This is a genomic window from Paenibacillus sp. NMA1017 (assembly GCF_058895805.1).
This window is the reverse complement of sequence record NZ_JBZXYR010000004.1, coordinates 185,993-198,877: the sequence shown is the minus strand read 5'-3', so window position 1 is coordinate 198,877 and position 12,885 is coordinate 185,993. Positions and strand designations below refer to the sequence as shown.

Below are 12,885 nucleotides of genomic sequence, written 5' to 3'. Positions count from 1 at the left end.
TATGAGTGGGTCACTTTTACGTGAGTATGAGATAATGCAAAATCCAGCACTTGGTGCAAATGCATTATGGGGGTTTACACAGGGATTTGTTTCTAGACCACATGAGGAATTGCAGTCATTAACTTTGTGGCATCTTGTCACGGTTCTCCCCCTTCTATACCATGATACGAGCAGAAAAATAATTCTAAAGAAAAGGGAATCATCGGGATTGCGTTCTATACTTGAACGAGACTTAAAAAACTCAGTTGCACAAAATGAGACGGTTTTTAATATAAACAATAGAATCAAAGCGTTGCAGGATAGAACGTTTCGATCTTTAAATCTAGCGCTTGCTTGTAACCTCATCTCTCTTGAGGAGGGTTATTTTTTTTCCAATATTTCTTTTAAGATTCCAAGTACTATCCCTGTTGAAACAAAAAACATTTTAAAGGCTGCACAAAAATTAGGGGGATGGGCAGGAGGAATGTCAGATTTCGAGTACTTAACAATACTAGGAGTTGAGCCCTAAATGTATTTATCGATTTTAAAGCTTATAATATGGCCTAAAGATATAAGAAAAGAACCTCGGATTCTTTGCTTTAAGCCTGGTAGTATTAACTATATAACAGGCGCAAGTAGAAGTGGAAAATCTGCAATTATTGAAATTATTGATTATTGCCTTGGTTCAGGCGGATGTTCAATACCAAAAATAGGACCTATTCGACGTACTTCCTCTTGGTATGGATTACTGATAAGTACTGTTGAAGGAGAGAAGTTGCTGGCAAGGCGTGACCCTGTTGAACAAATCTCAACAGATGATTATCATATTGTTGAGGGGACAACAATTGAACTCCCTGATGTACCACAAAAAAATGGTAACAGAGATAATGCAAAAGGGATACTACAAAGACTTGCAAGAATACCTCAATCAAATTCAGATTTTAACGAAACAGGTAGTGGTTTCAAAGGAAGAGCTTCCATTTCTGATATGACAGCTTTCATGTTCCAACCTCAGCGTATTATTGCTAATAATGAGACTATGTTCTATGAAGCAGATAAAGAGGAACATGCGAAAAAAATAAGAGAAATTTTCCCTTTAGTACTTGGAGTAGTCGATGCCGATACATTAATAAAACAACATCGCCTCCAAGAAGTTAAAAGATTAATTGAACGTAAACAACGCCAATTGGATTCCTTAAAAGTTGACATAGATAGTTTTGCTGGGGAAGTTAGAGGGCGCTATATTGCAGCAACTCAACACGGTTTTACATCTAATTTAGTAGTTGACAACATCGAGACTCAAATTTTGTTTGAACGTCTTAAAGATATAGTATCTATTTGGAAAAGAGATCCTTCATCATGGGATGAAGGTAGTGAATACATTAACACCGAAAGGCTATCTCAATTACGTGAAAAGGAGAACACACTTTATGCAGAAATTACTTCATTAAGAATTAGACTCACTCAATTAAAAGAGCTTTCTTTAGCAAGAGCCACCTCCGAACTGAATATTTCACGCAAGCGTGACCGACTTTCATCAGTATCATGGCTTGAGGAAAAATTAAATACAGAACATCAATGCCCCCTTTGTGGAAATGATAATAGATCAAGTACGGTCGAAATGAGGAAATTAATTGAAACTACCCGTAAGGTTGAGGCACAGTGGAAAGGAATAGAACTGGTTCCCCCTATGCTCGATGCTGAGGAAGTGGAACTAAAGAAATTAACAAGCTCTAGAGAAACAGAACTCAGACATGTAAAAGCCGAACGTGAGTATATACAGGAAGAAACTGAACAGATGCAGACAACGAGAGAGCAACGTGCAATGTTTATAGGAAGGCTAACGGAGTTTATTAATCTTCATGAATCTTTAGTCGATGATGGTAACTTAGTCAATGAAATTAGTCTATTAAAAGATGAAGAAGCTCGGCTTCTGGAATTTGTAGATTTTGAGAATTTCACCCAGCGTAAGGAAACAGCCTTGTTTAAGTTCTCTAGGTTTGCAGGCCATTATGGAAGTATATTAGATCTTGAAACTGGGGAAGATCTGATTCAGCTCGATACAAATAGATTAACAATAAGAGTTATTGATGAAAATGGTGGAACTGCTTGGATGAGAGAAATCGGTAGCGGTGCAAATTGGTTGGGTTATCATGTAGCTACATTGCTTGCACTGCACGAACTTTTTTTTAATCAGAGTATACCTTATGTACCAAGTCTTTTAGTAATTGATCAGCCAAGCCAAACTCATTTCCCAGATGATACAGAAGTGGATTCGGAACGTGAAGAACTGCAAGCAGTTAATAAAGTATTCCAAGCCTTATCTTCAGGAATCAAGAGGACTAATGGAACTTTACAGGTTATTGTGAGCGAACATGCAGGTCAAAGTGTTGTAAGCGGTTTGGAAAATGTTAATCAGGTAGAAAGATGGAGGAAAGGTCGTAAACTGATACCTTGGCATTGGAGTAAGGAAATACCGGATGATTTAATAGGTAAAAATGCACAATATACTGCTGAGGATCTAATTGAAACAATAATTAAACCTTCTTTTCAGTTAGAAACGAGGCATAAAGACTGTAGCATTAATGTGCCTGAGGCTTATTTTATAGAAGAAGGTCTTTTATTTAAGGCACAGGCATTCATGGAAGATGGTCAGGTGTTTGATCTTGAGGGTCAGATTGATTTTGATCTGAATGTAAAGTTTACCAATGTTGTCTAAAGCATTTTAGTAGAGTGGTTGGTATTAAGCGTCAGCATAGATCATAGCGAGTATGACTCAGTAGCAGATACTGGGTCTTTTCGTTATGAAATTCAACGCTGTTCTATTAGTTGAAAAGCATATAAATTATATCCTCCAATTTAGTCCTTTCAATAGGAATTTAGATTCGTTATACTATGAAAAGAACATTTGTTCTGTGTTCATATTAAAAATATCGGAGGATAATGTATGATCAAAAAAAGACAGTACCACATATGGCAATATCAACTTGACGATGTAACAGAACGAAATGGCGAATTTTCATTGGTCTATACTTTAGCAGATGCTAAACAAACAAGTGAAACCTTCATGTATTACATTGCACGAAAAAATAATGAATAAGCAATTCGATGCTACAGTAGAGTACATAACCAATCAAGATACTTCCAATCTAAAATCTAATAACAGCAAGCCCATCAGAAAAAAGAAGAATCTCCTCCCAATCATTTAAAACGGGACGTGGACGTAGTGAGGAGAATAATGACAAACTCAAAATGTTTGCTGGAAAAGGGCTTCCCCGCCATCTATTCAAATACAAACGGTCAAAAGATTGCTCGGCATACCTATGTATTTTTGGACAATGTTCTTACCGGCGCTCAGAACAAAGAAGGTCGCCAGATATTTGTACTAGAGAAATACGCCGAAGCATTGAAGTCACTTGTTTTCCTTGGAACCGAACCAACTAAATCTACCGTTTCTAAAAACTTGACGCGCAATGCTTTAACGACAACAGATTTGTATCTCTTTCCTGTAGATATGAAGCAGCTAACCATCTGTATTCTCCCCCGACAAAGAAATACCCGTAACGGAAAATGTAGAGATGATCCTTCCGTGTCATCGTACACCTGAAGAAAAGGACATGTACACGAAGCTCCAAGCTTATATGGAAGAAGAAAAACACTATGAAAAGCAGCGCCAAAAAATCAACCAAAAGGCCAAAGAGCATAAAATCGAACTTCCTATCGCACCTGAAGTATGGTCGAAAATATGTCATATAGTTTCCTTTGAACAATAAAACAAAAAGCCTCCCTGTTACAGGAAGACTTTTGCAATCCTTCTTATGTTCTCCTTTACGAATCAATGGACTGGCTACAGTTAGTTGGACAGAAAAATGAGGAATAGTAGGATGAAAGTCCCCTGACGACCTCATCTAAGGTAGCTGAACAAGCAAAGCTAAAATATCTTTAAGAATTCCTTTTCTTTTTTAAGATTATGAAAATCGGGAATAATGAAATAATGCCGAGAGAAAATAAGATTATTGGAACATTACTCGAAGCCTTCGAAGGCTCATTAAAATCGAATTGACCTGTTCCCATTATAACAGCTCCATCTTTGGTGGCTGGTCCAGATCTTTCCGCCTTCATTTCTTTTATCTTTTGGTCAAATAAAGATTTTGAAATTGTTTTATTTGAGCTAGATTCAATATTGTTAACGTTTTTTCCACTTAGATCTATTACACGCTCTTTTTCTCCTCCTTCAATAAGTAAAGCATTGAGTCCATACCTTTCATCATCAATAAGTTTTACCTTTTCATTTTTTGAAAGAGTGGCTTCCGCTGCTAATAAAGAATTTTCAGAATTAACTCGATTACTAATACTGGATATCTTCCATGATCCAGTATTAGAACTTGCATAAATGGTTGCAACTTCTCGATCATTAGTCTTTAACGTAAAAATATATCCTGCAAAATCTATAGCGCTACTATATACATCATCAGTAACCTTATAAAAGGCAGTACCTGAACTTAATTGTGCATTTTCAAAATTTTCTTCCGCTTTAAGTTTATAATCTGATTTTACAGCATTTAAAGAATCAACATATTTTAGTTTGAAATCACTTTCTATGCTCGCTTTGATTTGAGCATCTGGAGTTGATTCATCAGATTGAGCAATGATTAAATTATTGAAGCTAAATAAAAGTATATTAAACATCAATAAAAACGATAAGATTAGCTTTTTTTTCATTGAATAGAGCCTCCCTGAATATAATTGAACTACTTTATTAACATGCTTTTGAATAAGATCGCATCTCAGACTAAGGCGAAGCCTAAGCTAACAATTCAGTAATATACTATTTGTAAATTAATTCACATATACATCACTCAAAGTATTACGCCAATCCCAAGAACTGTTGCTTACAAACTCGTTATAGTCTCTAACTGTGGCAGAACCATCACCTGGATTAATATAGTACACATTTTGTATAGATCTACTTGTATCTTGGTAGTATCCTTTTATAAGCAGAGCGTGCCCACCACCACTAGTCCAAGCGATTGCTGCATTTAAGTTCATATTTTTGTCAATGTTACTAATGATTTCCCCAAAAGAAACTTTAGAACGTATTGGTGTAGATTCTACTTTCCAATTAGCTAGCGCATTTTTCATATCATAAACAGTGCCTGTATTATTAACAGGAGATCCATAAATTTTAGTGACAATCTGTGATTGAGTTACATTTGCTCCAAGATAATTAGCAAGCATGCTAGATACTGCTGCCCAACACCAATTTGATTTCTGCTGAACTTGTGCAGATACGGAGTTATTTTTGTAGTTTACATAAGCGAGAGCACTAGAGGCAAACAAGGAAAAAGAGAGTAATAAGCATGGAAGAACTAATAATAATTTTTTTCTGTGATTCATTTTCTTTCCCACCTTCGTTTTGTTATTTATTTGGACAACATTGAAATAATATCCTATTATAACAATCGAAGTAAGGGACATCTTGTCGAATGAAAAAATATTGTAAATCTCTTGAAATTTTGTTATCTTGATTCTGCAATATACTTCAGTGAAGTTTGTCCAATTGCTGTCTATTAAAGTGAAGGTATAATATCGGAGGCTACACGCATGACCAATTGCGAAAAAATAACCTCACCGAATTTCAAAAGTGAAATATGGATACTAGTTTTGAAAAAGTAACATAATGCGTGTGATTATTAAGTATCTGTTAAGCTGTTTTCGCAGCTCTTTTTTTATTTTTCTTTTCTCAACTAAATAAATCTGCTTGAACAAATTCAAGCAGAAAAAGGTTTTTAACCTTCTCGTATAGCGGTGATTAAATCAAACGGTGATGATACCAAGCGTGATTGACAACGACTATTTTCTCATTTCCGAAAATTGTTTCCTTATATCTTTCATAGTGAAGTATTCCAGGTCACTTCCCATGATCATTTCAATGTTACGTATCCACGTACCACATCCAGCATCATCCTTTGCTACACTTTGATTAAAAAGGAGATGATAACTTGGATACTCAACCCAAGATACTAAAGAGCGTGGAACATACAAACCTATCTGAAAATACTGCTGAGCAATACGAGAGCTTGGTACAGCAAGAAGACGAACACATAGAGAGACTTAAAACATGCACAAAGCTCATTTGGGATGCTCTAGCTATTATTTCTCAAAAGGCGAGCGTATTGCACATGGAAACAGTCAAAGAAGCAGCAGACCATCTTCATATTATGGAACTGGATTTACGAAGAGAACTATTTAAAGTTCGTTTGAAAAAAAGTATTTTGGCGAACAAAATGAAGCAAACCCAAGCATAGCAGCGGAGGGGACGAATCGTTCTGAAGAAGCGGAGCGTTCGCCTTTGAACCAGGATTTTTACCGTTAAAATATAATCAAAAAAATCTGGGGGCAACAGCGATCGGAAGAATGATCCGTCTACGTAGCGGCCTCATATGCATGTACTTGCTCAATCCACCCAGTAATCAAAACGCCCAAATAACCCGACATGACTCTTCTCGGTCTGATCGGGTTTTCTCATTTCAATCCCTCTATCCCCGTGCATAAATCTTCACTCCCTTCCAAACCACTTGCCACCCAGATAGTTACACCCACTCCCAACATCATGTATAGTAAAGTTATGGGAAATAAATATGAACCCGCATATGATCTTGATCGCTTAAACGTACAAATGAAACATGGCAAAAAAGAGGAGGAACGTGATGATACATCCAACACAGATTCAGGATATGCTGCAAGCCGCGCTGGAGACAGGCGGAGACTTTGCAGAGGTGTTCGTCGAGGACCGCACCAATGGACAACTGGGCATGACCGGGGGAGTCGTGGATACGGCGCTGTCAGGCCGGGATTTTGGGATTGGCATTCGGATTATGAAGGAGCATTTTTCGGTGTATGCCTACACCAGTGATATGAGCGAACAGAGCCTGATTCGACTGGCCAAATCGGCTGCCAAGGCCATTCGTGGTGGTGGAGCACCAGGTACACACACCATTACACTCCATCCCCATGCCATCTCTAACCAACATCCGATTGCGATCATTCCTGACGCTTCACAGAAGCGCACCAAGATTGACATGATGAGACGGGCGCATGAGGCGGCAAGCCAATATGATCCTTCTATCACGCAAACCTCTGTTGGGATTAGCAACTCGATCCAGAACGTCTTAATCGCCAATAGCAACGGGCTGCTGGTGGAGGATACCCGTACGTATACCCGCATGAGAATAAGCGCGATTGCGACTCACGGGGAGCATAGACAATCCGGGTTCCGTGGGCCGGGAGCGTATGCAGGGACTGAATTCTTGGAGAATCTGAATATCGAAGAAAATGCCAGACACGCCGCTCGGATTGCGACCACGATGGTCAAAGCGGGATATGCACCTAGCGGCAGACTGCCGGTCGTAATTGAGAATGGCTTTGGCGGCGTTCTTTTCCACGAGGCGTGTGGACATGGGTTGGAATCTACGGCGGTGGCGCATGGAACTTCCGTGTTTGCGAATAAGATCGGGCAGCAAGTGGCTTCACCACTCGTTACAGCTATAGATGATGGAACGATTCCGAACGCATGGGGCTCGCTCAATATCGATGATGAAGGAGCGCCGACACAGCGCAACGTACTGATTGAGAACGGCATTTTAAAAGGATATCTAATCGACCGCATGGGCTCGCGCCAGATGGGTGTACCTGCGACAGGGTCAGGACGAAGACAGTCCTATAAATTCGCGCCTGCCTCCCGTATGAACAATACGTTTATTGCGAACGGGGATTCGACCCGTGAAGAAATCATTGCCAATACGGAGTACGGGATCTATGCCAAATCGCTGGGCGGCGGTTCGGTGAATACCTCGACGAGCGAGTTTAATTTTGCAGTCGAAGAGGCGTACATGATTCGCAACGGCAAAATTGCCGAGCCGGTCAAAGGCGCAACGTTGATCGGCAAAGGGATTGAAACCCTGCAAAATATTGATAGGGTCGGCAACAATCTGGATCATGGTCAGGGCATGTGCGGCTCGGTCAGCGGAAGTCTTCCGGTGAACTGCGGACAACCGACGATTCGTGTGTCCGAAATGACCGTCGGTGGACGGAAGGGGGAATAGGCGATGAATATTCAGCAATTTCAGGAAGCGTTGTTCGCGAAAGGTCGGGAAATGGGCTATGCGGATATGGAAATCTACTATGTAAATGGACGTTCTACCTCGGTAAAGGTACTGAAGGGAGAAATTGACCAATATACCATCGTTGAAAATGGCGGACTTTCCTTCCGTGGTGTCATTAACGGGAAAATGGGCTATGCCTCTACAGAGAAGCTGGAACCGGACGTGATCGACTTTTTATTGGAAGAGGCACGCAGCAATGCGGACATATTGGAGAGCGAGGAGCAGGATGAACTGTTTGCAGGCTCTGAGAGCTACCCTGAGCAGCCTGCCTATGCCTCAGCGTTGGCTGACACGGCTCCTGAGATTCTTATCGAAGCGGCACTAGAAATGGAGCGCACAGCGCTTGCCGGAGATCCACGGATTGTGATGGCTCGGCATTGCTCGGTCAGCATTCGTGAGAATGAAGTCCTGATTGTCAACACGAAGGGACTTCACTGCCATCGTCGTAAGAGTCTGGCGACCGCTTATGTGTATGTGATTGCAGCAGACCATGACGAGACCGTAACTGGGGGCTGGCATGATTACTCCCTGCGGAGTGTGGAAGAAATTGATATTGTGGATGTGGCGCGTAAAGCCGTAAAAGAGGCTGTTTCCAAGCTGGGGGCGCACACGATCCAATCGAATAACTATCCTGTCATTTTCCGTCATGATGCAGCAGCGCAATTGCTGGCTGCGTATACGTCGGTATTTTCAGCCGAATCGGTGGATAAAGGCTTTTCGCGATTGGCTGGGAAACTGGGGCAAAAGGTGGCAAGCGAACATATCACGCTGATCGATGATCCGCTGATGGAGAACGTTCCGGCAGGCAGTACGTTTGATGCCGAAGGCAGCGCAACGCATCGCAACGAGATCATCAAGGACGGGGAACTACGGACGTATTTTCATAACCGCAAGACGGCCCGCAAGGCTGGGGTGCAGAGTACCTCTAATGCTTCCAAGGGCAGTTATAACGGTAAAATTGGTGTATCGTATCATAATCTGTATGTGGAACCAGGCACGTCTACGTTGGAGGACATGATTCGCAAGACGGATCGCGGGTTGATGATTGTCGAGCTGCAAGGGCTGCATGCGGGTACGAATACGGCGTCTGGTAATTTTTCGCTGGCTTGTCTGGGCTACTGGATTGAGCAAGGGCAAGTGGTCAGAGCGGTCAATCAGATCACCGTATCGGGCAACTTCTTTGATGTGCTGCAGCAGGTAGAGGAAGTTGGCAACGATTTACGTTTTACGGGAAGCTGCACATCTCCTTCGCTCAAGCTGGCTGCACTCTCGATTTCAGGCTCCTAAGGACTGGAGCAGCCTTCTTTTTTCAGACTCACGGTCTGTTTCTGACGTTCCGATTGCCTAGCGATGACAGATGCCTGATGCATCAGGGTATGGTAAAGTAGGAGAAAGTCTTTGAAATATGAAAAAAAGGCTTGGTTACAGCACCGCGACAGGGTATTATAGACAATAATATATTCGAAAAAAGGTTCGAATTGAATTTTTATTGGGGGATGTATATGAGATATATAAGCACTAGAGGTCGAGTAGAAGCCAAGGGATTTATTGATACCGTGCTCATGGGGTTAGCTGACGATGGAGGTCTAATGGTACCGGAGCAGATTCCGACCGTGTCGGCAGCTACTTTGGAGCAATGGGCAACATTGAGCTACAGAGAGCTGCTGCTGGAAGTTTTTGCGCTGTATATCAATGATGAGATTCCTCGTGAAGATTTGGAGCAGCTGGTCGAGCGCAGTTATGCGAGCTTCCGTCACCCGGAAGTTACGCCAGTGAAGAAGATTAATGATTCCCTGTCTATTTTGGAACTGTTCCACGGGCCTACGTTCGCGTTCAAGGATGTGGCCTTGCAATTTATGGGTGAGTTTTATTCCTACGTGTCCAAAAAGCAGAATGAGATCATTCACATTTTGGGTGCAACCTCAGGTGATACCGGCGCGGCAGCGATTCAGGGCGTGCGTGGCAAGGAAGGCATTAAAATCTGTATTTTGCACCCACACCAAAAGGTGAGCAAGGTACAAGAGCTGCAAATGACGACAGTTGACGATGAAAATGTACTGAATCTGTCCGTAAAAGGGAACTTTGACGATTGTCAGAAGGTCATTAAGGACCTGTTTGCCGATCTGGATTTCAAAGGTAAACATCATTTGCGGGCGATTAACTCGATTAACTTTGTGCGCATTTTGGCGCAAACCGTATACTACTTCTATGCTTATTTCCGGGCGCAGGAGTCTGCGGGTACGAAGAAGATCAATATCAGTGTGCCATCTGGCAACTTTGGCAATATTTTTTCCGGCTTTCTTGCGAAGAAAATGGGCTTGCCGATCCATAAGCTGATCATTGCAACCAATGAAAATAATATTTTGGAGCGCTTCGTGAAGAAAGGTGAATACCAGCCGGGCGATTTCAAAAGCACATACAGTCCTTCGATGGACATTCAGGTGGCAAGCAATTTTGAAAGATACCTGTACTATTTCCTTGGAGAGGATGCAGCCAAGGTATCTGAATACATGAATAACCTCAAGACCGAGGGACGGATTGTGATCGGGGCAGAGGATTTGAAACGTGTCCAGCAAGATTTTGAAGCGCTGGGTGCTTCGAATGAGCAGTGTCTGGAGCTAATCAAGAAATACAAGGCCGAATACGATTATTTGCTCGACCCGCATACGGCTTGCGGTATTGCCGCCTATGAGGCGTATAATGGCGTAGACGAAGTATGTGTGACCTTTGCGACAGCGCATCCGGCCAAATTTGATGAAGCCATTCGTCTGGTGGACATCAAGCAGGAGTTCCCGGCGCAAATTGAACAATTGTTCTCGAAATCGCAGCATCAGCAGGTGGTAGAGCATGACGAAGCAGAAATTGTGCGTCAGCTTGAAGTCTTTTATGTGTAAAAGAATGGGAAAAGAGGCTACGCCCTGTGCGCTAGCCTTCTTTTTTATATCCATATTTTCCAGATATGATGTATGTATTAGTTTGAATTTGTTCACATTATAATGCCATATAGAGTAAGGTGTTAGGGCCTTGAAAATCGGGGAAAAAGCCCGTAAACCAAGGGATTTAGCTTCAGGAAACTAACAGGCAATGAGAGGTTCATAGAGTTATTTAATGAAGGATACAAAAATTTTTTATAGGCGAATTAGCTGTATTATTATAAAAAATCATGTATAGTTAACTAAATTTTATGAATACATAAGGTTCCACTCTCGAAGGTGCAGAATCAAGTCGTTCCGTCATTTAACAGAGGGGCTAATTATAAAAGGGGTGTATTAAATCATGACCATGATCCGTCCAGAGCAGAGTCAACAAGCAGCAGCCGAATATGTGCAGTCCGTTTTTGAGAAGGTTATCGCGCGCAATCCTCATGAGAATGAATTCCATCAGGCCGTCAAGGAAATATTGGATTCGCTAATTCCGGTATTGGCTAAGCATCCTAAGTATATGCAGCAGGGGCTTCTGGAACGGCTAGTGGAGCCGGAGCGAGTCATTACCTTCCGTGTACCCTGGGTGGATGATGCGGGGGTTGTACAGGTCAACCGTGGCTTCCGCGTACAGTTTAACAGTGCGATAGGGCCTTATAAAGGTGGACTTCGCTTCCATCCATCTGTGTACCTGGGTATCGTCAAATTTTTGGGCTTTGAGCAAATTTTCAAAAATGCATTGACGGGTCTTCCCATCGGTGGTGGTAAAGGTGGCTCGGATTTTGATCCCAAAGGGAAATCAGATAACGAAGTGATGCGTTTTACACAAAGCTTCATGACGGAGTTGTATAAATATATTGGTCCAGATGCCGACGTTCCGGCTGGGGATATTGGAGTAGGTGGCCGCGAGATCGGCTATATGTTCGGACAATACAAGCGGATTCGCGGAGGACATGAAGGTGGCGTCCTGACGGGCAAAGGGATTCATTACGGAGGCAGTCTCACACGTACGGAAGCGACCGGCTACGGTTGTGTGTATTTTGTAAACGAGATGTTGCAGGCTCAGGGATCGTCCTTTGAAGGAAAACGCGTCGTCGTGTCGGGATCGGGGAATGTATCCATTTATGCGATTGAAAAAGCACAGCAGCTCGGTGCTACAGTCGTGGCATGTAGTGACTCGAATGGCTACATCTATGATCCAGACGGTATCGATCTGAGGCTGGTGAAGCAGCTGAAAGAAGTGAATCGACTGCGGATTAGCGAGTATATTCAAGAGTGTCCAGGCGCAATCTATACAGAAGGCTGTTCGGGGATCTGGTCGATTCCATGCGACATCGCACTGCCATGCGCCACACAGAATGAAATTGACGAGCAAGCAGCCCAGTTGCTGGTAAGCAATGGCGTAAAAGCTATAGGCGAAGGTGCCAATATGCCATCCTCGTTACAGGCTATTGAAGTGTTTTTGGGCAATGGGGTTCTGTTTGGACCAGCTAAGGCTGCCAATGCAGGCGGAGTAGCGGTATCGGCGCTCGAAATGTCGCAGAACAGCATGCGTCTGTCATGGACCTTTGAGGAAGTGGATGCCAAGCTGCATGATATTATGAAAAATATCTATGCTAACAGCGTGAAGGCGGCTGAGGAATACGGTGTGCCGGGCAATCTGGTTGTCGGAGCCAATATCGCAGGATTTGTGCGTGTGGCTGATGCTATGCTGTCTCACGGGATTATCTAACTCAACGGCACAACTCCTTATCCCTATTGTACAATGATTGAATAACCTAGCTAATAAAAGCAATATTGAAGCTGAGCGGCTCTTGTGC

The 12,885-nt window shown here is 42.4% G+C and carries 11 protein-coding genes; 9 read left to right on the top strand and 2 right to left on the bottom strand.

What is annotated here, in order from left to right; all coding sequences use genetic code 11:
* Nucleotide 1: 1 nt before the first annotated feature.
* The 4 genes from AC5ELV_RS13110 (at nt 2) to AC5ELV_RS13095 (ending at nt 3,586) form a co-directional block, all read left to right on the top strand.
* Nucleotides 2-508: a three component ABC system middle component gene (locus tag AC5ELV_RS13110; protein ID WP_025718175.1), complete on the top strand. Its 507-nt coding sequence runs from the start codon at nt 2-4 to the stop codon at nt 506-508.
* Complete coding sequence (locus AC5ELV_RS13105; RefSeq protein ID WP_493430557.1) at nt 509-2,698, top strand: DUF3732 domain-containing protein; 2,190 nt, start codon at nt 509-511, stop codon at nt 2,696-2,698. It begins immediately after the preceding gene.
* A 228-nt stretch (nt 2,699-2,926) separates the two neighbouring features.
* The gene (locus tag AC5ELV_RS13100; RefSeq protein WP_493430556.1) at nt 2,927-3,079 is read left to right on the top strand and encodes a hypothetical protein; all 153 of its coding nucleotides are present in this window, start codon (nt 2,927-2,929) and stop codon (nt 3,077-3,079) included.
* 138 nt (nt 3,080-3,217) lie between these two features.
* Nucleotides 3,218-3,586, top strand: a complete 369-nt coding sequence (locus AC5ELV_RS13095; protein ID WP_493430555.1) for a hypothetical protein — start codon at nt 3,218-3,220, stop codon at nt 3,584-3,586.
* Between the two features lie 335 nt (nt 3,587-3,921).
* Here AC5ELV_RS13095 and AC5ELV_RS13090 read toward each other — a convergent pair whose 3' ends face one another.
* Nucleotides 3,922-4,701, bottom strand: a complete 780-nt coding sequence (locus AC5ELV_RS13090) for a hypothetical protein (RefSeq protein WP_493430554.1) — start codon at nt 4,699-4,701, stop codon at nt 3,922-3,924.
* A 117-nt stretch (nt 4,702-4,818) separates the two neighbouring features.
* Nucleotides 4,819-5,376 carry a papain-like cysteine protease family protein gene (locus AC5ELV_RS13085; protein WP_025718165.1) on the bottom strand — a complete coding sequence of 186 codons (558 nt, stop codon included), beginning with the start codon at nt 5,374-5,376 and terminating at the stop codon, nt 4,819-4,821.
* 605 nt (nt 5,377-5,981) lie between these two features.
* On the opposite strand from AC5ELV_RS13085, the gene AC5ELV_RS13080 reads away from it, so the two are divergent.
* From AC5ELV_RS13080 to gdhA, 5 genes are all read left to right on the top strand, one after another.
* Nucleotides 5,982-6,287 carry a hypothetical protein gene (locus AC5ELV_RS13080; protein ID WP_493430553.1) on the top strand — a complete coding sequence of 102 codons (306 nt, stop codon included), beginning with the start codon at nt 5,982-5,984 and terminating at the stop codon, nt 6,285-6,287.
* Between the two features lie 402 nt (nt 6,288-6,689).
* Nucleotides 6,690-8,084: a TldD/PmbA family protein gene (locus AC5ELV_RS13075; protein ID WP_493430552.1), complete on the top strand. Its 1,395-nt coding sequence runs from the start codon at nt 6,690-6,692 to the stop codon at nt 8,082-8,084.
* A 3-nt stretch (nt 8,085-8,087) separates the two neighbouring features.
* Nucleotides 8,088-9,431 (top strand): TldD/PmbA family protein, encoded by a 1,344-nt coding sequence (locus tag AC5ELV_RS13070; RefSeq protein WP_493430551.1) that lies wholly within the window; start codon nt 8,088-8,090, stop codon nt 9,429-9,431.
* A gap of 215 nt (nt 9,432-9,646) precedes the next feature.
* Nucleotides 9,647-11,038 (top strand): threonine synthase, encoded by a 1,392-nt coding sequence (gene thrC / locus AC5ELV_RS13065; RefSeq protein ID WP_493430550.1) that lies wholly within the window; start codon nt 9,647-9,649, stop codon nt 11,036-11,038.
* A gap of 382 nt (nt 11,039-11,420) precedes the next feature.
* Entirely contained in the window at nt 11,421-12,797 is a 1,377-nt protein-coding gene (gene gdhA, locus AC5ELV_RS13060; RefSeq protein WP_493430549.1) for an NADP-specific glutamate dehydrogenase, read from the top strand.
* Nucleotides 12,798-12,885: the final 88 nt, after the last annotated feature.